Annotated in this window: 16 protein-coding genes and 3 tRNA genes; 10 read left to right on the top strand and 9 right to left on the bottom strand. The window is 56.4% G+C overall.

What is annotated here, in order from left to right; genetic code table 11:
- Positions 1 to 54: 54 nt before the first annotated feature.
- Positions 55 to 1,200, bottom strand: coding sequence for a cephalosporin-hydrolyzing class C beta-lactamase ACT-144 (locus ACOTYB_RS02240; RefSeq protein WP_047054053.1), 1,146 nt, complete (start codon positions 1,198 to 1,200; stop codon positions 55 to 57).
- Between the two features lie 132 nt (positions 1,201 to 1,332).
- On the opposite strand from ACOTYB_RS02240, the gene ampR reads away from it, so the two are divergent.
- Entirely contained in the window at positions 1,333 to 2,208 is an 876-nt protein-coding gene (ampR, locus tag ACOTYB_RS02235; RefSeq protein ID WP_220316704.1) for a LysR family transcriptional regulator AmpR, read from the top strand.
- Between the two features lie 29 nt (positions 2,209 to 2,237).
- Here the strand turns inward: ampR and frdD are convergent, their stop codons facing one another.
- From frdD to frdA, 4 genes are read right to left on the bottom strand one after another with little or no spacing between them, the layout of a single operon-like run.
- Positions 2,238 to 2,597 carry a fumarate reductase subunit FrdD gene (gene frdD, locus ACOTYB_RS02230; RefSeq protein WP_000609653.1) on the bottom strand — a complete coding sequence of 120 codons (360 nt, stop codon included), beginning with the start codon at positions 2,595 to 2,597 and terminating at the stop codon, positions 2,238 to 2,240.
- A 10-nt stretch (positions 2,598 to 2,607) separates the two neighbouring features.
- Positions 2,608 to 3,003 carry a fumarate reductase subunit FrdC gene (gene frdC, locus ACOTYB_RS02225; protein WP_023324035.1) on the bottom strand — a complete coding sequence of 132 codons (396 nt, stop codon included), beginning with the start codon at positions 3,001 to 3,003 and terminating at the stop codon, positions 2,608 to 2,610.
- A 10-nt stretch (positions 3,004 to 3,013) separates the two neighbouring features.
- Positions 3,014 to 3,748: a succinate dehydrogenase/fumarate reductase iron-sulfur subunit gene (locus tag ACOTYB_RS02220; RefSeq protein WP_003855955.1), complete on the bottom strand. Its 735-nt coding sequence runs from the start codon at positions 3,746 to 3,748 to the stop codon at positions 3,014 to 3,016.
- A complete protein-coding gene (frdA, locus tag ACOTYB_RS02215) occupies positions 3,741 to 5,531 on the bottom strand; it encodes a fumarate reductase (quinol) flavoprotein subunit (protein WP_220153515.1) in 1,791 nt (596 codons plus the stop codon). The genes ACOTYB_RS02220 and frdA overlap by 8 nt, the downstream gene beginning before the upstream one ends.
- Positions 5,532 to 5,841: 310 nt before the next feature.
- Between frdA and epmA the strand changes: the two genes are divergently transcribed.
- Both epmA and yjeM read left to right on the top strand, forming a co-directional pair.
- Positions 5,842 to 6,819 (top strand): elongation factor P--(R)-beta-lysine ligase, encoded by a 978-nt coding sequence (epmA, locus tag ACOTYB_RS02210; protein ID WP_003855960.1) that lies wholly within the window; start codon positions 5,842 to 5,844, stop codon positions 6,817 to 6,819.
- Between the two features lie 178 nt (positions 6,820 to 6,997).
- Complete coding sequence (yjeM, locus tag ACOTYB_RS02205; RefSeq protein WP_220153516.1) at positions 6,998 to 8,497, top strand: glutamate/gamma-aminobutyrate family transporter YjeM; 1,500 nt, start codon at positions 6,998 to 7,000, stop codon at positions 8,495 to 8,497.
- Positions 8,498 to 8,533: 36 nt separating this feature from the next.
- On the opposite strand, the gene mscM is transcribed toward yjeM, so the two are convergent.
- From mscM to rsgA, 3 genes are all read right to left on the bottom strand, one after another.
- Positions 8,534 to 11,857, bottom strand: a complete 3,324-nt coding sequence (gene mscM, locus ACOTYB_RS02200; RefSeq protein WP_220153517.1) for a miniconductance mechanosensitive channel MscM — start codon at positions 11,855 to 11,857, stop codon at positions 8,534 to 8,536.
- Between the two features lie 19 nt (positions 11,858 to 11,876).
- Complete coding sequence (asd, locus tag ACOTYB_RS02195) at positions 11,877 to 12,845, bottom strand: archaetidylserine decarboxylase (RefSeq protein WP_409248699.1); 969 nt, start codon at positions 12,843 to 12,845, stop codon at positions 11,877 to 11,879.
- A 97-nt stretch (positions 12,846 to 12,942) separates the two neighbouring features.
- Positions 12,943 to 13,995: a small ribosomal subunit biogenesis GTPase RsgA gene (rsgA, locus tag ACOTYB_RS02190; RefSeq protein ID WP_220153518.1), complete on the bottom strand. Its 1,053-nt coding sequence runs from the start codon at positions 13,993 to 13,995 to the stop codon at positions 12,943 to 12,945.
- A gap of 107 nt (positions 13,996 to 14,102) precedes the next feature.
- On the opposite strand from rsgA, the gene orn reads away from it, so the two are divergent.
- The 4 genes from orn (at position 14,103) to ACOTYB_RS02170 (ending at position 15,162) form a co-directional block, all read left to right on the top strand.
- The gene (gene orn / locus ACOTYB_RS02185) at positions 14,103 to 14,648 is read left to right on the top strand and encodes an oligoribonuclease (RefSeq protein ID WP_003855965.1); all 546 of its coding nucleotides are present in this window, start codon (positions 14,103 to 14,105) and stop codon (positions 14,646 to 14,648) included.
- Between the two features lie 196 nt (positions 14,649 to 14,844).
- Positions 14,845 to 14,920 (top strand) — tRNA-Gly (locus ACOTYB_RS02180).
- 45 nt (positions 14,921 to 14,965) lie between these two features.
- Positions 14,966 to 15,041: transfer RNA gene (locus ACOTYB_RS02175), tRNA-Gly, on the top strand.
- Positions 15,042 to 15,086: 45 nt separating this feature from the next.
- Positions 15,087 to 15,162 (top strand) — tRNA-Gly (locus tag ACOTYB_RS02170).
- 270 nt (positions 15,163 to 15,432) lie between these two features.
- Here ACOTYB_RS02170 and queG read toward each other — a convergent pair.
- Entirely contained in the window at positions 15,433 to 16,572 is a 1,140-nt protein-coding gene (queG, locus tag ACOTYB_RS02165; RefSeq protein ID WP_003855966.1) for a tRNA epoxyqueuosine(34) reductase QueG, read from the bottom strand.
- Between queG and nnr the strand changes: the two genes are divergently transcribed.
- From nnr to amiB, 3 genes are read left to right on the top strand one after another with little or no spacing between them, the layout of a single operon-like run.
- The gene (gene nnr, locus ACOTYB_RS02160) at positions 16,571 to 18,094 is read left to right on the top strand and encodes a bifunctional ADP-dependent NAD(P)H-hydrate dehydratase/NAD(P)H-hydrate epimerase (RefSeq protein WP_104468742.1); all 1,524 of its coding nucleotides are present in this window, start codon (positions 16,571 to 16,573) and stop codon (positions 18,092 to 18,094) included. The two genes, queG and nnr, sit on opposite strands and share 2 nt — an antisense overlap.
- A complete protein-coding gene (gene tsaE / locus ACOTYB_RS02155; RefSeq protein WP_003855970.1) occupies positions 18,087 to 18,548 on the top strand; it encodes a tRNA (adenosine(37)-N6)-threonylcarbamoyltransferase complex ATPase subunit type 1 TsaE in 462 nt (153 codons plus the stop codon). The genes nnr and tsaE overlap by 8 nt, the downstream gene beginning before the upstream one ends.
- 16 nt (positions 18,549 to 18,564) lie before the next feature.
- A complete protein-coding gene (gene amiB / locus ACOTYB_RS02150) occupies positions 18,565 to 19,905 on the top strand; it encodes an N-acetylmuramoyl-L-alanine amidase AmiB (RefSeq protein ID WP_003855985.1) in 1,341 nt (446 codons plus the stop codon).
- The last annotated feature ends 1 nt before the right edge of the window (position 19,906 follow it).

The following is a 19,906-nucleotide window of genomic DNA, read 5'->3' as shown; positions in this document are numbered from 1 at the left end:
ACAAAGTTCACGCGTTGTGTAGGCCGGGTAAGCGCAGCGCCACCCGGCAATGTTTTACTGAAGCGCCTTGAGGATATGGTATGCCGCCTCAACGCGTGCCGGGTTCGGATAGCTTTTATTCGCGAGCATCACAATACCGATCTGCTTTTCAGGAATAAAGGCCACGTAGCTGCCAAATCCGCCAGTAGAACCCGTTTTATGGACCCAGGACGCTTTGACCGGGGGAGCCGGTGGATTCACTTCTGCCACGGGTAATGGCGCCAGCGCTACCTTACTGTCGCTGCCTTCGACCACCGTGTTGGCCTCCACGGGCCAGTTGAGCATCTCCCAGCCCAGACCCTGATACATTGACCCGATACGCCAGTAGCGCGACTGCGCCAGCGCGATGCCCTGCTTAAGTGAGGCATCGGCAACCTTCTCCGGCGCCATGTTTGCCATGACCCAGTTCGCCATATCCTGCACGTTGGTTTTCACGCCATAGGCTTGTGCATCCAGCATTCCCGGCGAAACGCGCACCGCTTTACCGTCACGATAGCCCCAGGCGTAATGCGCCTCTTCCGCTTTCGGCACGTTAATCCAGGTGTGATGCAGCGCCAGCGGTTTGAATACTCGCTCGGTCATCGCCTGCTCGTAGCGCATGCCGGAAGGCTTAACCGCCAGCGCACCAAACAGGCCGATGCTGGCGTTGGCATAAAGGCGCGTTGTGCCTGGCTTCCACTGCGGCTGCCAGTGTTGATAGAAGCGCAGCAGGGAGGCGTCATCCGTCACCTCATCGGGCACCTGTAGCGGCAGACCGCCTGCGGTGTAGGTGGCGAGATCCAGCATTCGAATCCCTTGCCACTGCTTGCCCGTCAGCTCAGGCCAGTATCTGGTCACCGGATCGTCCAGCGAAATTTCACCGCGAGCAATGGCATCCCCACCTAAAACGCCGGTGAAGGTTTTACTTATAGAACCCAGCTCGAACAGGGTCTGAGGCGTAACGGGTTTATTCGCCGCGATATCGGCCTTGCCAAACGTGTAATAGTGCGGTTTTCCCTGATAAATAACGGCCACCGCCATGCCTGGAACAGACTGGGCTTTCATCAGCGGGGTAACCGTATTCGCGACCACCTCCGCCAGCTGTTTTTCTGACACTGGCGCGGCGAGAGCAGAGCAAGAGAGGCCCAGCAGCAGGGCGCAGCAAAGGGATTTTTTCATCATCAGTAATCTTCCGTAATAGCGAGTCAAGGGGATGTCCGGGCCCATCAGACAGGCGTAGTCTGTTGGATTTGACTGTGCCTGACAAACGGTTAAATTTAGCATTAGCTGTTAATTTTTCTAACGGAAGAGACCATGACGCGAAGCTATCTCCCCCTCAATTCGCTTCGGGCTTTTGAAGCCGCCGCGAGACATCTCAGCTTTACGCATGCGGCCATTGAGCTGAACGTGACCCATTCAGCCATTAGCCAGCATGTGAAAACGCTGGAGCAGCACCTGAACTGTCAGCTGTTCGTTCGCGTGTCGCGCGGGCTGATGTTGACTACCGAGGGTGAAAATTTACTGCCGGTGTTGAATGATTCTTTCGATCGTATAGCCGGAATGCTGGATCGCTTCGCTAACCATCGTGCGCAGGAGAAGCTGAAAATCGGCGTGGTGGGTACATTTGCCACCGGGGTTTTATTCTCGCAGCTGGAGGATTTTCGCCGTGGCTATCCGCACATCGATCTTCAGCTTTCCACCCATAACAACCGCGTTGATCCGGCTGCCGAAGGGCTTGACTATACGATCCGCTACGGTGGCGGGGCGTGGCACGGCACCGAGGCTGAATTCCTTTGTCATGCGCCGCTCGCGCCGCTGTGTACGCCCGATATCGCCGCCAGTCTGCACAGTCCGGCCGACATCCTCAGGTTTACGCTGCTGCGCTCTTACCGACGCGATGAATGGACCGCGTGGATGCAGGCGGCCGGCGAGCATCCCCCTTCGCCAATGCACCGCGTGATGGTATTTGATTCGTCCGTGACCATGCTGGAGGCCGCTCAGGCAGGGGTGGGCATTGCTATTGCGCCTGTCGATATGTTTACCCATCTGTTAGCCAGCGAGCGCATTGTGCAGCCCTTTGCGACGCAGATTGAGCTCGGCAGTTACTGGCTGACCCGATTGCAGTCCCGGGCAGAAACGCCAGCCATGCGCGAATTTTCCCGGTGGCTGGTGGAGAAGATGAAAAAGTAAAAAGCCCGCCGGATGGCGGGCCTGTTCAGTCAGATGGTGACCACGGCAATCAACGTGACGACCGTCAGAATGGTCGCCAGACCGTAGAAGACCCATTTACCGCTTGGCACATGGATTTTCAGATCGTGCATCGCATGGTGGATACGGTGCAGACCACACCACAGCGGCAGGACGATCATCAGGAAGATGAACACGCGGCCAATAAAGCTGCTCGCAAAGGCCAGTACGCGCTCATAGCTCAGCGCATCGCCCGGGAACAACCCCAGCGGCAGCATGATCCCGACCAGCAGGATAATGACCGGGGCAATAATGGCGCTCCACATGCCGCCTGCGCCAAACAGCCCCCAGAAAACCGGCTCGTCTGAACGTTTTGGATTTGGATTGATCACAGTAGTCTCCTTACCAGAACAGTGCGACAAACAGAATGACCACAGAGACAACTGCTGTCACTGCCCAGAGCCCTTTAATGACCGGCTCTGGCCCCATTTTTTCGCCTTTTACAATGATGTTCGCTGCTTTTGGCGCCAGTTCAAACCAGGTTTTGGTATGAAGCAGCGCGGCGGCGAGCACAATCAGGTTCAGTACTACGATGATTGGGTTTTGCAGGAAGCCCACAAAACTGGCCCAGGCTTCCGGGCCGTGCTTGAGGGCATACACCCCGTACATCAGTTCGAGGCTGAACCAGACCGCGGGAATTGCCGTGCCTTCACGCAGCATATAGAAGCGATAAAACGGCAGTTTTTTCCACCAGGTGGACGGCATTGGTCGCACGTAGGCTTTGCGTTTAGTCGTCATCATGCACTCCTTAGCGTGGTTTCAGGGTAGCGATAAGAAAGTCTTTCGAGCTTTCCACCTTACCCTGCTGAATGGCGGCGGCCGGGTCGACATGCTTCGGACAGACTTCGGAGCAGTAACCGACAAACGTGCAGGTCCAGACCCCGTTCTGGCTGTTCAACTGGGCCATACGTTCTTTTTTGCCGTGGTCGCGGCTGTCTTCGTTATAGCGGTGCGCCAGGGTAATGGCGGCCGGGCCGATAAACTCAGGGTTCAGGCCAAACTGTGGACAGGCGGCGTAGCACAGGCCGCAGTTGATGCAGCCGGAGAACTGATGGTATTTCGCCATCTGCGCGGGCGTCTGAGTGTTTGGCCCCTGATCCGGTGTGCGCGGGTTGCCGATGATGTACGGCTTAATCGCTTCGAGGCTTTCGATAAAGTGGGTCATGTCGACCACCAGATCGCGCTCAATCGGGAAATTGCCCAGCGCTTCAACCTTGATGCCTTTGGTGTAATCACGCAGGAAGGTTTTACACGCCAGCTTTGGCACCTTGTTGACCATCATGCCGCAGGAGCCGCAAATTGCCATGCGGCAGGACCAGCGGTAGCTCAGGTCTGGGGCCAGGTTATCTTTGATATAGCCGAGCGCATCCAGCAGGGAGGTTTGCTCGTCGTAAGGGACTTCATAGAAAGCGCTATGCGGCGCGGCGTCCACTTCCGGATTGTAGCGCACCACTTCAACTTTCAGTTTTTGCATCTCAGCCATTCGCCTTCTCCTTCTTATCGGCGGCTTCTGCTTCTGCACCGTACACGCGTTTCGCCGGTGGCAGCGTGGTGATTTTCACGTCGCTGTAGTCCAGACGGGTGGTGCCATCCGCATCGCGCCAGGCGAGAGTGTGTTTAAGGAAATTGACGTCGTCACGTTCAGTGCAGCCCTCATCCAGACGCTGGTGCGCGCCGCGGGACTCTTTACGCGCCAGGGCGGAATGGGCCATACATTCTGCGACGTTCAGGCCGTGGCCCAGTTCAATGGTATAAAGCAGATCGGTATTGAAGACGCTGGAGGTGTCGGTGATGCGCACGCGCTTGAAGCGCTCCTGCAACTCCGCCAGCTTATCGACGGTTTTCTGCATCAGCTCTGGCGTACGGTAGATCCCGCAGCCTTCTTCCATCGACAGCCCCATTTCGTCGCGGATCTTCGACCAGTTTTCGTTACCTTCCTGGTTCACCAGGTCTTTCAGGCGTTTTTCGACGTCTACAACCTGCGCATCCAGCGCCGCGCTGTTAGCTTCACCTGCCGTTGCGGCACGCTCCACCGCACGTTCGCCCGCCATGCGACCAAAGACCACCAGCTCAGCCAGCGAGTTCGAGCCCAGACGGTTTGCGCCGTGCAGACCGACGGAGGAACACTCGCCCACCGCAAGCAGCCCTTTGATGCGGGTTTCGCACTGCTGATCGGTTTCGATGCCGCCCATGGTGTAGTGCGCGGTTGGACGCACCGGGATCGGTTCTTTCACCGGATCGACGCCCACATACGCTTTCGCCAGCTCGCAGATAAACGGCAGACGCTCCAGCAGTTTCTTCTCGCCGAGATGACGCAGGTCGAGATGCACCACGTCGCCGCGCGGCGTTGAGATGGTGTTGCCTTTGCGCCACTCGTGCCAGAAAGCCTGAGAGACTTTGTCGCGTGGGCCGAGTTCCATGTATTTGTTTTTCGGCTCGCCAAGTGGGGTTTCCGGACCCATGCCGTAATCCTGCAAATAGCGATAGCCGTTTTTGTTGACCAGAATTCCGCCTTCGCCGCGGCAGCCTTCCGTCATCAGTATGCCGGAGCCCGGTAGGCCGGTTGGGTGATACTGGACGAACTCCATATCACGCAGCGGGACGCCGTGGCTGAGCGCCATGCCCATACCGTCACCGGTGACGATGCCGCCGTTGGTGTTGTAGCGGTATACGCGGCCCGCGCCGCCCGTTGCCATCACCACCGCATTCGCGCGGATCTGGACAAGCGTGCCTTCCATCATGTTCATCGCCACCAGTCCGCGCGCATGACCGTCGTCGACCAGAATGTCGAGAACGAAATGTTCGTCAAAGCGCTGGATTTGTGGGAACTGGAGGGAGGTCTGGAACAGGGTGTGCAGCATGTGGAAGCCGGTCTTATCGGCGGCAAACCAGGTGCGTTCGATCTTCATGCCACCGAAGCGGCGGACGTTGACGCTCCCGTCCGGACGGCGGCTCCACGGGCATCCCCACTGTTCCAGCTGGGTCATCTCCGTTGGGCAATGGTGCACGAAGTAATCAACGACATCCTGTTCGCAAAGCCAGTCGCCCCCTGCAACCGTGTCGTGGAAATGGTATTCGAAGCTGTCATGATCCTGCGCGACGGCAGCGGATCCTCCTTCTGCGGCTACCGTGTGGCTGCGCATCGGATAGACTTTTGAAATCAATGCGATTTTAGCGTTCGGATTGGCTTGTGCCGCAGCAATTGCAGCGCGTAATCCAGCCCCGCCAGCGCCTATTACGGCAAGATCGGCTTGAAAAGTTTGCACGACATTCCTCCAGATTTTTGTTTTCCCGCAACGCGATGAGCTAAAGGACGTTCACCTGCCCGAACGGGCGATTGCGGAAGCGATTCCACTGCTCCTTTATGGGTAAAACAGTATAACCGCGTAGAAGGGAGGGAAATTTGACGTGTTCGATTTTTTTGCTGTTCTGTGCGGTGATTTATCATCGTGATTAATGAATGGCGTCACAGTATTTCTCTGTGCAATGAAAAGGGACTTTTACTGTGCAAAATTTGTCTCTGCCCCGGCTTACGAGTAGACTTCGTGCCCTTGTCTGAAAACGGAGAAATAACTCATGAGCGAAACGGCCACCTGGCAGCCGAGCGCATCCATTCCAAACCTGCTAAAGCGCGCAGCAATTATGGCGGAGATCCGCCGTTTCTTTGCCGACCGCGGCGTCCTGGAGGTGGAAACGCCGTGCATGAGTCAGGCGACGGTTACGGATATTCATCTGGTCCCGTTTGAAACCCGTTTTGTTGGCCCAGGCCACTCTCAGGGCATGAATCTGTATCTGATGACCAGCCCGGAATACCATATGAAGCGTCTGCTGGCGGCCGGGTGTGGTCCGGTCTATCAGCTGTGCCGTAGCTTCCGTAATGAAGAGATGGGCCGACACCATAATCCGGAATTCACCATGCTGGAGTGGTACCGCCCGCACTACGACATGTATCGTCTGATGAACGAAGTCGACGATCTGCTGCAACAGGTGCTGGATTGCGCGGAAGCTGAAACGCTCTCCTATCAGCAGGCCTTCCAGCGCCATCTGGAAATCGATCCGCTGTCGGCTGATAAAACACAGCTGCGTGAAGTGGCGGCAAAACTGGATCTGAGCAATGTGGCGGATAACGAAGAGGACCGCGACACGCTGTTGCAACTGCTGTTCACCTTTGGCGTTGAACCGCAAATTGGTAAAGATCGCCCGACGTTTGTCTATCACTTCCCGGCCAGCCAGGCCTCGCTGGCGCAGATCAGCACCGAAGATCACCGCGTGGCGGAACGGTTTGAGGTGTACTTCAAAGGCATTGAGTTGGCGAACGGTTTCCACGAGCTGACCGACGCGCGCGAACAGCAGCAGCGTTTCGAGCAGGATAACCGCAAGCGCAACGCGCGCGGTCTTCCGCAGCAGCCGATTGACACCAACCTGCTGGAAGCGCTTAAGGCCGGTTTGCCGGACTGCTCCGGCGTGGCGCTGGGTGTGGATCGTCTGGTCATGCTGGCGCTGGGTGCCGAGCAGCTGGGCGATGTGATTGCCTTTACGGTCGATCGCGCCTGAAAAAATGCCGGGTGGCGCTGTCGCTTACCCGGCCTACTCGGTCATTTAACTCTGCCACATTAAAAACTGCTCTTTTCGCTATAGACGGGTCTTTTTCTTAAATTGCCTCGGATAGCCACAATATTTGTCTGGTCATCTGCTACCATCCGCGCAGTTTAATTCCGTTTCGGATGGTTATATGTCTCACTCACTCAAAAAAATGACCCTTACCGGGCTCATTCTGATGATTTTTACGTCAGTCTTTGGCTTTGCCAATAGCCCGTCCGCGTTTTATCTGATGGGCTACAGCGCGACGCCGTTTTATATCGTTTCCGCTCTGTTCTTCTTTATCCCGTTTGCGCTGATGATGGCGGAGATGGGCTCGGCGTACCGGAAAGAAGAGGGTGGCATCTATTCGTGGATGAACAACAGCGTCGGTCCGCGTTATGCGTTTATCGGTACGTTCATGTGGTTTTCATCCTACGTCGTCTGGATGGTCAGCACGGCGGCCAAGGTCTGGGTGCCGTTCTCAACGTTTCTCTTCGGTGCGGATAAAACGCAGGTCTGGTCTCTGGCGGGGCTGAGCTCCACGCAGGTGGTCGGTATTCTGGCGGTGTGCTGGATGGTGGTGGTCACGCTGGTGGCCTCGAAAGGCATCAACAAAATTGCCCGTATCACTGCCGTTGGCGGTATTTCCGTGATGTGCCTGAACCTGGTGCTGCTGCTGGTCAGCATCGCCATTCTGTGCCTGAACGGCGGGCATTTCGCACAGGAAGTCAACTTCGTTTCATCGCCTAATCCGGGTTACCAGTCCGGACTGGCCATGCTCTCCTTCGTGGTGTTTGCCATCTTTGCTTACGGTGGAATTGAAGCCGTGGGCGGCCTGGTCGACAAAACCGAAAATCCGGAAAAGAACTTCGCCAAAGGCATTATCTTTGCCGCCATCGTCATATCCATTGGCTACTCACTGGCGATTTTCCTCTGGGGCGTCAGCACCAACTGGCAGCAGGTACTGAGCAATAACACTACCAACCTCGGCAACATTACCTACGTGTTGATGAAAAGCCTGGGGGTGACGCTGGGCAACGCCATGGATCTCGCGCCGGAAACGTCGGCCACCCTGGGGATCTGGTTTGCGCGGATTACCGGTTTGTCGATGTTCCTCGCCTATACTGGCGCGTTCTTCACGCTGATCTACTCGCCGCTGAAAGCGATTATTCAGGGGACGCCAAAGGCGCTGTGGCCTGCACGTATGACTCAGCTGAACGCTGCCGGTATGCCTGCCAACGCGATGTGGATGCAGTGCATGCTGGTGTGCGTGTTCATTCTGCTGGTGTCCTTCGGCGGTGATACCGCGTCGGCGTTCTATAACAAGCTGACCCTGATGGCAAACGTATCGATGACGCTTCCGTATCTGTTCCTGACCCTGACGTTCCCGTTCTTTAAGGCGAAGCAGGATCTGGAACGACCGTTTGTGATCTTCAAAACCCGTGCGGCGACGCTGCTGGCGACCACTGTTGTGGTGCTGGTCGTCGCGTTCGCCAACATTTTTACCGTCATTCAGCCCGTTGTTGAGGCAAATGACTGGAACAGCACGCTGTGGATGGTTGGCGGACCGATCTTCTTCTCGCTGCTGGCAATGGGGATTTATGAGCATTACCGTCGTCGCTCGACGGCCTGTGTAGCAGAAGTGGCATAAAGGATTGACCCCCTCCCGATGGGGAGGGGGAAAGGATTACAAACTTCCCGCCGGGCGCGTACGCGCCGCTGACGTCAACGTTCTTCCCGTCTTACGTCCGTCCAGCGTTTCCAGACGCATCTGGAACGGTGGGAACGGCATATCAATTCCGTGCTCGCGGAAGCCAGCCAGAATCAGCTGGTGGATCTCATGGCGCAGCGGCATACGGTGTCCCATCTCGGCGGCGTAGATACGCAGCTCGAAAATCTGGATCCCCTGCTGCAAATCAACCAGGAAGACTTCCGGCGGTGGGTTGTCGATTACCAGCGAACAGCGTTCAGCAGCCGTATACAGGATCTGCGTCACCTCTTCGCTGTTGGCATCCGACGGAGCGGGTACGGTCAGCACCACACGCGTGACGGAGTCGGACAGCGACCAGTTGATAAACTGCTCGGTGATAAATGCCTTGTTCGGGACGATGATCTCTTTACGGTCCCAGTCGCTGATGGTGGTGGCACGGGTGTTGATCCTGGTGACGCTGCCGGTGAGATCGCGGATGGTCACCGTATCACCAATTCGAATCGGCTTTTCAAACAGAATGATCAGACCAGAAACGAAGTTGGCAAAAATCTCCTGTAAACCAAAGCCCAGGCCTACGGTCAGGGCGGCAACCAGCCATTGCAGTTTTGACCATTCGATACCAATCATCGAGAAGCCGACCAGCCCACCAAACAGCATGATTAAATACTTGGTGATGGTGGTGATGGCATAGCCTGTGCCTGGGGTTAAATCCAGATGCTGCAACAGCGCCAGCTCCAGCAAGGCAGGGAAGTTACGTATCAGCTGGGTGGTGATGATCAGCACCAGAATCGCAATCAGCACGGCCCCTAAGGTGATGGGCTCCAGGCTTTCGACTCCCTGCACCGTGGATGTCACATCCCATAAAGAGATGTTCTCCAGGAAGCCAAACGCGGAGTGGATTTCTGACCACAGGTAGATCACCGACAGCAGGGCAACCAGCATCAGAATTGAGCGTACCAGCCGCAGGGACTGAGTACTTATCGCATCCAGATCCAGTTCGACGTCATCAGCGTCTGTAGTCCCTTCGGTGCTGTTGACGTGGTTTGGCTCTTCCTCACCCCGCGCGCGCTGGGCCAGAATTTCTGCGCGACGATGTTTAGCACGGTCAAACGCCAGACGACGACGCTGGATCAGCATGCCGCGGCGGATAACATGGTAGACCACCAGCAGCAGGAACCAGATGGCCACCGACGTTTCCAGTCGGGCGAGCAGCGCCTGCGACGTGGCGAGATAACCGACCGCTGCCGCCAGCATCGCCGCCAGCGGCGCGCTGAGCAGCAGGTTCCACAGCAGACGGTTTAACATGTTATCGCCGCTGCCGGTCTTGTCGAGATAGAGCGGGATCCCGGCGCGTTTCAGGCTGAGCGTCACTACCGCTAACGCCCCGCAGATCAGCATAAAGCACAGCCGTCCCAACGAGCCGGAGAACTCCCGGTCATTGAGATTATCGAACATGATCAACGCCATAATCAGCGGCACAATCAGCCCGATACTCATCAGGTAGTAACGCATCGCCCGCGCAACGCGATTACGCGGCCAGCCAAAGTGAGCGATGAACAGACCATTTGGCCGCGCAAACGTGGCGCAAATCATCACCACCCACAGCAGCGGAACGGTGGCGGTCACGCCATCGCCAATCGCGACGGCAAGCGGGTAGGGCCAGGCTTCACGCAGTCCGTATCCGAGCGTCATCCACAGCACCGGCAGCGGAGACGCGACCAGAATTGACCAGAACACCGTACGCAACGTCAGCCAGAAGTGATCCTGGGTTACTTTTCCCACTCGGGCGCTGGAGCGCTCAAGGAAACGGGTAAAGTGACGACGGGAATAAATACTGAAGCCCACCAGAATCAGCGCCCCCAGCAACGGGAAGATAGTCTCCTTACTGGTTATCATCATTACGCTGGCGAGGCCCAGCTGGCTAAAGGTGTCCAGCGAAATGAGGCGGCGCAGATCCTGCACGATCTCAATCGGCCAGGCGAAGGTCATCGGCCGCACGTCGGACGTCCAGAAAAGGTAACGGTGCGTGGCTTCGTTGACCTCTTTCAGCGCATCCTCCAGCTGGCTATTCGAGACTTTCAGCTTGGTCAGCTCAAGGATCAGCGTATCGCCCCCCTGCAACAGGGAATTGAGCAGTTCGCGTTGGGTGCGCAGCTGCGCTTCCAGAATACGACTTTGCTCGCCGGTGAGCGGCTGTCCGTCAGCCTGACGGATCTGGCGGATTTGCGGCTGCTTGTTGAGGAGATCTTCATAATGAAGACGCTGAACACGCAGCTGCGCCATCTCCGTATCAAGCTGCTGTGGTTTTGGCATCTCTGGCAGACGGGCCACCTGCGCGCGTAACGCTTCGCCCAACAGGTTAGACGAGCCAAGCCACTGGGACTGTTCACGCAGCGTGTTGAGTGCCTGACGAACCTGAAGGGTTTGATTGGTAGCCTGACGCTGCTGCGAGGCCACCAAATCCATGCGCTGCGCCTGCTGATTCAGCGCAGCAGAAAGCTCGCGGTTAACCTTAAACTGGGCGACGATGCTGTCGGGCAGGTTAGCGCTGTTTTCGGCCAGTAACTCTGTGCTTTCCAGAGCACGTTCAGCTTCACGCTGACGCTGGCTGTTGAGTTGATTTCTCAGCGCCTGGAGATACGCATCCAGCTGCTGGCTCTGCTTCTGCGCCAGCTCGGAACGCATCCGCGACAGCTCCTGGCGGTTGTTAGCGGAAAGCTGCGCCAGCTCCAGTTCATCAACCAGGGCTTTTAGTCTGGCGGATTCCGCCTGCAACCCAAGATTTTGCGCCTGATTCTGCGGTGTGCTGCCTGTCTGCGTCCCGATGCGGCGTTCCACCTCATTTAACTGACGGCGGGCATCGGTTTGCTGCTGTGGAAGCTGACTGAGGGAATCGGCAATTTCACGCGCCCGTTCCTGCTCCTGCTGCGCCAGACGGCTTTTTTCCAGCAGCTGGCTGCTGACTTGCAGGATCTCCTGATTCAGCGCCTCGGACGTCATCCCCGCGGGGACCTGGCGTGGTTCATCGCGCAGGTTGTTTAGCTGCGAGCGCAGGGTCTGAGAGAGTTTGGGGAAATTGTCGATAACCTGTTGATACTGCTGCGCGCGCTCAAGGGAACCCTTTCGTTCCTCAAGCGCGTTCAGTGCAGACTGGAGCGACTCAATGGTCTCCGGCTGAGCGGGTTTTGCCGCTTTTGCCTGCTCCAGCTCCTGGGTTATCTGTTTGGCGTCGGGGGCCGTCGCTGCGTACGCCCCCATGCTGAGGCACCAGGCCATCAGTAATACGATAATCGGGCGCACGTCAGCGATCCTTCTGTTGTTAGCCTTCGTCTTTTTTGTCGTCAACCAGCGGGCTGGCGTCGTGCTCGGCTTTGATCTCATCTTCCGGCAACGGGGCTGGCGCAACGTCTGGTGTTGCAAAGACCTCCGTCGATACTGCCAGAGGCTGGCCGAGTTTGGTCACGGACAGGCTTTCCAGCTCGTCGACCAGGTTAACTTTGCCCGGAGCGAACAGGTTGATGACCGTTGAGCCCAGCTTGAAGCGGCCCATTTCCTGACCTTTCAGCAGGGCCACAGAACCTTCTTCTTCGCCGGCAGGCCAGGTCCAGCGCTTGATCACGCCTTCGCGTGGCGGAGTAATGGTGCCCGCCCAGACGGTTTCGATGCTGCCTACAATGGTAGCACCCACCAGAATCTGCGCCATTGGGCCAAATTCAGTATCAAACAGGCAGATGACGCGCTCGTTACGGGCAAACAGGTTAGGAACGTTTTGCGCCGTCAGGTGATTGACGGAGAACAGATCCCCCGGCACGTAGATCATCTCGCGCAGAATACCGTTACACGGCATATGCACGCGGTGGTAATCGCGCGGGGAGAGATAGGTGGTCGCGAAAGTCCCGTTACGGAACAGATCGGCTATTATGTAGTTACCGGCCAGCAGCGCTTCCAGGCTGTAGTTATGGCCTTTCGCCTGCAAAATTTTGTCGTTTTCAATTTTACCCAGCTGGCTGATCACGCCGTCCGCTGGCATCACCAGCACGTTCGGGTCGGTATTCAGCGGACGCACTTCGTCGCGCAGCGGACGCACAAAAAATTCGTTGAAGGTACGATAGCTTGCCGTATCCGGCTTCTGCGCTTCTTTCATGTCGACCTTGTAGTATTTCACGAACAGGTCGATGACCAGTTTGGTCAGCCAGCCCGCTCGTTTGCTCGCGCCCCAGCCCGCCAGGCGAGTGAGCCACAGTTTCGGCAGAATGTATTGAAGCGAAAGTTTAAATGAGTTTAACAAGGTAGCCTCCAGGCCATTGTTTTGTCGTTCCTGATCCGGCATTACGCTGCCGGAACCTGAAAAAAGGGGACGATTTTAGCGACGCTTAGCTTAGTTGTCAGTTATCAGAATCAGAAAAGTTTTTACGCGTTTTTACCTGGTCCATGCTTTCGAGAATGCGGTGGTAATTTTCGAAACGGGTTTCCGCAATTTCACCGTTCTCCACCGCTTCGCGGATGGCGCAGCCCGGATCGTTGTCATGTTTACAGTCGCGGTATTTGCAAGCGCCTAAATAGTCATGGAATTCGACAAATCCGTTAAAGATTTGTTCCGGCTCGAGGTGCCAGAGACCAAATTCACGCACGCCCGGGGAGTCAATCACATCGCCGCCGTGCGGGAAGTGATAGAGACGTGAGGCGGTGGTGGTGTGCTGGCCCAGCCCGGAGACGTCCGACACATCGTTGGTCAGGATCTCCTGCTGAAGGCCGAGCAGATTGTTAAGCAGGCTGGATTTACCCACGCCGGACTGCCCTGCAAAGATGCTGATGCGGTCGGTTAGCGCATCTTCCAGCGGCTTCAGGCCGTCTTTGGTGCGGCTGGAAACCATCAACACGCGATAGGCAATGTTGCGGTAAATATCCATCTGCTCATTGACAAAGGCCATGGCCTCGTCATCCAGCAGATCGATTTTATTCAGCACGATAAGCGGCTCAACCTGTAGCGTTTCGCAGGCCACCAGATAACGGTCAATAATGTTGAGTGAAAGCTCAGGCAAAATCGCCGAAACGATCACGATCTGGTTAATGTTGGCGGCAATGGGCTTCACGCCGTCGTAGAAATCCGGACGGGTCAGAACCGACGTGCGTTCATGCACGGCTTCAACGATACCTTTAACCGTTACCCCTTCTGCCGCCTCTTTGCCTGGACGCCAGACCACGCGGTCACCGGTCACCAGGGAACGGATGGTGCGACGGATATTGCAACGGTGGATATCCCCGTCGGCAGATTCGACATCGGCGTGCATGCCGAAGCGGCTAATCACAACGCCTTCTGTCGCTTCGCCAAACAGGTTGTCGTCGTAATCGGGCTTCTCCGTAGTGGTTTTAAGACGGCGCTGGTGATTTGCATTCACGCGGCGCTGCTGCCCTTTGGAGAGTTTATTTTTACTCAATCGCGCTGGCTCCTGGTCGCCCGTAGCGGGCAAAACCTCTATGATACACTCTAATTAATACTAGTTAACCTGCTACTGCCGGTTATGCGAGAAGGGTGGAAAATAACATGAGCGCGGACGAAAACAACCTGATTTGGATCGATCTGGAGATGACCGGCCTTGATCCCGAGCGCGATCGCATTATTGAGATCGCCACACTGGTCACCGATGCCAACCTCAATATTCTGGCGGAAGGCCCAACGATTGCCGTGCACCAGTCCGATGACCAGCTTGCGCTGATGGATGAGTGGAACGTGCGTACCCATACCGGCAGCGGGCTGGTGGAACGCGTGAAGGCCAGCACCCTGGGCGACCGCGAAGCGGAGCTGGCGACGCTTGAATTTCTGAAGCAGTGGGTGCCGGCAGGAAAATCGCCTATCTGTGGCAACAGCATTGGTCAGGATCGTCGTTTCCTGTTTAAGTACATGCCGGAGCTGGAGTCCTACTTCCACTACCGCTATCTGGATGTGAGCACCCTGAAAGAGCTGGCCCGCCGCTGGAAACCGGAAATTCTCGACGGCTTCACAAAGCAGGGGACGCACCAGGCGATGGATGACATCCGTGAGTCTGTTGCGGAGCTGGCGTACTATCGCGAAAACTTTATTAAGCTCTGATTTTGCGATCCGGCGCCTTGCGTGGCCGGGTTTTTGTCGCTAAATTGTTCAGCTTGCCGATTAAATAAGCACTTGAACTGAATTTCAAAAAAATCGCTTTGAGGGGGGTTGCAGCTAAACGGATTTCTCGTATAATGCGCCTCCCGTAACGACAGAGAATTACACGTTACGACAGCAACAAAAGCAGTACAGATTTGCGGGAATAGCTCAGTTGGTAGAGCACGACCTTGCCAAGGTCGGGGTCGCGAGTTCGAGTCTCGTTTCCCGCTCCAAAATTTGAAAAGTATCGCAAGATACGCCAGCACCAGAACACCCAAGCGGGAATAGCTCAGTTGGTAGAGCACGACCTTGCCAAGGTCGGGGTCGCGAGTTCGAGTCTCGTTTCCCGCTCCAAAATTTGAAAAGTATCGCAAGATACGCCAGCACCAGAACCCCCCAGCGGGAATAGCTCAGTTGGTAGAGCACGACCTTGCCAAGGTCGGGGTCGCGAGTTCGAGTCTCGTTTCCCGCTCCAAATTCTTCTTCATCTCCAGATTATCCACAGCGAAGTGCTTCGTTGGGGACGTTTTCTATTATATCTGAAATACTCTTGTGAACAGAGTTATCCACAGAAATCGTGATAAAACCAGTCTCTACGAAATGTTAGCAGGGTGAATAATATCTTCGTAATTCCCTGTAATTTATGAAGAAAATTTGATTTCAAAATGTTATTGAGATCACTTGACCTGTTTGCCAGAGCTGATGGCGCCTGAATTCTTATTTTTATTCACAGCCTGTGAATATATCACACATCCCGCGGCAGCCCTTTTTCAATCACCCTGACCAGGCGCTGTTTCTTCGGTAACTGCACTTCAACCACGCCGGCATTTCGCTTCTCAATTTGCTGCGCAATCGCCCATTCTATGTGCTCATCAAGAAGTGGGTGCTCACCTCTGCGGCTTTCGAGCGCCTGAAGATTTGCCTCATCCCACGGGGCATTCCCCAGCGCAACGGCCACATTACGCAGCCAGCGCAGGTGGCCGATACGACGTATGGCGGAACCCTCCGTCACCTTCAGGAACCAGGCTTCGCTCCAGGCGAACAGTTCGATCAACTGCGGGGCATGTAACGCCTTGCGCGGACTGAAGTCTTCTTCGTCCGTCAACTGTGAATAACGGTTCCACGGACAAATCAGCTGACAGTCATCACAGCCGTAGATGCGGTTGCCAATAAGCGGACGAAACTCCTCTGGAATAGCGCCTTCCAGCTCGATAGTGAGATAAGAGATACAGCGGCGCGCATCAACGGTATACGGTTCGACAATCGCGCCCGTTGGGCAGATGGTCATACAGGCCACACAGCGGCCACAACCTTCTTCCACCGGACTGTCTACCGGCAGAGGTAAATCAATCAGTAGTTCACCCAGGAAAAAGAATGAGCCCGCGTCGCGGCTTAAGATAAGTGAGTGCTTACCTGTCCAGCCGAGCCCGGCTTTTTCGGCGATCGGGCGCTCAAGAATAGGCGCAGAATCGACAAAGGGTCTAAAATTCAGCGAAACACAGTGCTGCTGAATGGTTTCCCCGAGCTTTTTTAGACGGTTGCGCAGAAGTTTATGGTAATCACGCCCCAGCGCGTATCGGCTGACGTAACCCAGCGAAGGATTTTTTAGCGTGCGCGCAAAGGCCGCGTTAGCAGGCAGATAGTTCATACGTACGCTAATAACGCGCAGCGTACCCGGCAACAGCTCGTGGGGGCGGGCACGCATCATACCGTGACGCGCCATCCACTCCATCTCGCCGTGGTATTGTTTATCCAGCCATGCCTGGAGCTTAGGCTCACTGGCAGAGAGGTCGGTGTCAGTAATACCGACCTTCTGGAAGCCCAGTTCAGCACCCCACTGTTTTATTTTTTGCGCTAATTCATTGAGATCGAGGGGCTGTGACATGACGGACCATACTGTGAAGAAAAACCCCGCAAGTATACCACATTCCATCTGGCATGCGGATGACCTCCGTCGGGCCGAGAAAGAGGCCGCAGATAGCCTCGGCATTACCCTTTACGAACTGATGCAGCGCGCGGGCGAGGCGGCGTTTAACGTGGCGCGCACGGCTTATCCTGATGCCTCGCACTATCTGATCCTGTGCGGGCACGGCAATAACGGTGGCGATGGCTATGTGGTGGCTCGTCTTGCGGTGGCGGCGGGGCTGCGCGTCACCCTGATGGCGCTGGAGAGCGACAAGCCGCTACCGGAAGAGGCTGGCATGGCGAGAGAGGCCTGGCTGAATGCGGGGGGCATTATTCATGCGCCTGATATTATCTGGCCCGAGGATGTCGACGTGATTGTTGATGGTCTGCTGGGGACGGGACTGATGCGCGCGCCTCGCGATGACGTCGCCGCGCTGATTACGCGCGCTAATGCGCACCCCGCCCCGGTGGTAGCGCTGGATATTCCCTCCGGCCTGATGGCGCAAACCGGCGCGACGCCGGGCGTGTCGATTGAGGCGGCGCACACCGTGACCTTTATCGCCCTGAAGCCGGGGCTGCTTACCGGGAAAGCGCGGGATGTCGTGGGCACGTTACACCACAACGCCCTGGGGCTGGAAAACTGGCTGATCGGACAGGATACCCATATCACCCGCTTTGATGCCTCCCAGCTTGCACAGTGGCTACCGCCGCGTCGTCCCACCTCCCATAAGGGTGACCATGGCCGACTGCTGATTATTGGTGGCGATCATGGCACGGCAGGTGCGATTCGAATGACCGGAGAGGCCGCGTTGCGCAGCGGCGGCGGATTAATACGCGTGCTGACCCGCAGCGAAAACATTCCGCCCATTATTACCGCGCGGCCGGAGCTGATGGTCCACGAGCTTACCCCGCAGGCGATTGAAGAGGGTCTTGAGTGGGCGGACGTGGTGGTCATTGGTCCGGGCTTGGGTCAGCAGGAGTGGGGTAAACAGGCCCTGCAAAAGGCCGAGAATTTTCGTAAACCGATGCTCTGGGATGCCGACGCGCTTAACCTTCTGGCAATAAACCCGGATAAGCGTCACAATCGCATTCTGACGCCGCACCCCGGCGAAGCCGCACGGCTGCTTAACTGTAGCGTGGCAGAAATTGAAAGCGATCGCTTACTTTCAGCCCAACGTCTGGTAAAACGTTACGGAGGTGTTGTCGTTTTGAAAGGGGCGGGAACCATTATCGCCAGCGATGATGCGATGGGCATCGTTGATGCCGGTAATGCAGGCATGGCGAGCGGCGGCATGGGCGATGTGCTCTCTGGCATCATTGGCGCATTGCTCGGACAGAAACTTCCCCTTTATGATGCAGCCTGTGCGGGCTGCGTGGCCCACGGTGCGGCGGCTGACAGGCTGGCTGCTCGTTACGGAACGCGCGGTATGCTGGCCACCGATCTTTTTTGCACGCTGCGGCGTGTTGTTAACCCGGATGTGATTGACGTAGAAAATGACTAATCGAGCGATTCCTTTACCTGATGAACAAGCCACTTTAGATCTCGGCAAGCGCGTGGCGCAGGCCTGTCAGGGGGCGACCGTCATTTATCTGTATGGTGATTTAGGCGCGGGGAAAACAACCTTCAGCCGTGGCTTTTTGCAGGCGTTAGGCCATAACGGGAACGTAAAAAGCCCGACCTACACGCTGGTGGAACCGTACACGCTTGAAAATATCATGGTGTACCACTTTGATTTATATCGTCTTGCGGACCCGGAGGAGCTGGAATTTATGGGGATCCGCGATTACTTTGCCAACGACGCCATCTGCCTGGTGGAGTGGCCGCAACAAGGTGCGGGTGTGCTGCCTGACCCGGATGTCGAAATTCACTTAGATTACCAGGCACAAGGGCGTGAGGCACGCATCAGTGCGGTTTCCTCATCAGGCTGTTCCTTACTGGCGCGTTTAGCCGGTTGAGCGTAGGGATAACGGGATGATTAATCGCGTTAAAGGTTGGGTGCTGGCTGCCACGGTCCTGCTGTGCGCGCAGGTCGGGGCGGCCAGCCTCTCGGATATTCAGGTGTCGAATGGCGATAGCCAGGCCCGCATTACGTTCAGCTTTATGGGCGATCCTGAATATGCTTTCTCACAAATCGACAGCCGCAGCGTGGCGCTCGATATTAAACAGACCGGGGTGATCCAGGGGCTGCCGCTCCAGTTCAGCGGCAACAATCTGGTGAAAAGCATCCGTTCGGGAACGCCGAAGGATACGCAGTCTCTGCGTCTGGTGGTCGATCTCACCGAAAAGGGCAAAACGAAGGCGGTTAAGCAGCAAAACGGCGCCAATTATACGGTGGTCTTTACCATTAATGCTGATGTTCCGCCGCCGCCACCGCCTGCACCTGTTGTAGCAAAACGCGTGGAAGCGCCGGTTTATACCCCAAGGCCGTCTGAGCCAGCCCGTAATCCGTTTAAATCACAAAATGACCGACTTACCGCCGTGACCAGCAGCAACACGGTGACGCGTCCGGCGGTCAGCGCGCGGCGAACACCGGTCAGTGGCGACAAAGTGATTATCGCCATCGACGCCGGACACGGCGGGCAAGATCCTGGCGCGATTGGCCCGGGCGGCACGCGGGAGAAAAACGTCACTATCGCCATTGCCCGTAAGCTGCGTGCGCTTCTGAATGACGATCCGATGTTTAAAGGGGTCATGACCCGCGACGGAGATTACTTTATTTCAGTGATGGGACGCTCGGATGTGGCGCGTAAGCAAAACGCCAACTTCCTGGTGTCGATTCACGCGGATGCTGCGCCGAACCGTAACGCCACCGGCGCGTCGGTATGGGTGCTGTCGAACCGTCGAGCCAACAGTGAAATGGCGAACTGGCTTGAAGAGCACGAGAAGCAATCTGAACTGTTAGGCGGGGCAGGCGATGTGCTGGCAAACAGCCAGGCCGATCCGTATCTCAGCCAGGCGGTGCTGGATTTACAGTTCGGTCATTCTCAGCGCGTCGGGTATGATGTCGCCACTAACGTACTGAGCCAGCTGCAAAGCATTGGATCGCTGCATAAGCGTCGCCCGGAGCATGCAAGCCTTGGTGTCCTGCGTTCGCCGGATATCCCGTCGATTCTGGTAGAGACGGGCTTTATCAGTAACCATGGTGAAGAGCGTTTACTGGGAAGCGACAGCTATCAGCAGCAAATTGCCGAAGCGATTTATAACGGTCTGCGTAAATACTTTGACGCGCATCCGCTTCAGTCTGCGCCGCAGGGCGGGGCAGCCCAGACGGCAAGCGCCGCGCTGCCGGGTGAAATGACCGCGACTAATTAAG

Source organism: Enterobacter cloacae complex sp. IR5450 (genome assembly GCF_049238665.1).
In the GTDB taxonomy this organism is placed as follows: Bacteria; Pseudomonadota; Gammaproteobacteria; order Enterobacterales; family Enterobacteriaceae; genus Enterobacter; species Enterobacter hormaechei_C.
This window is presented reverse-complemented; position numbering and strand designations above follow the sequence as displayed.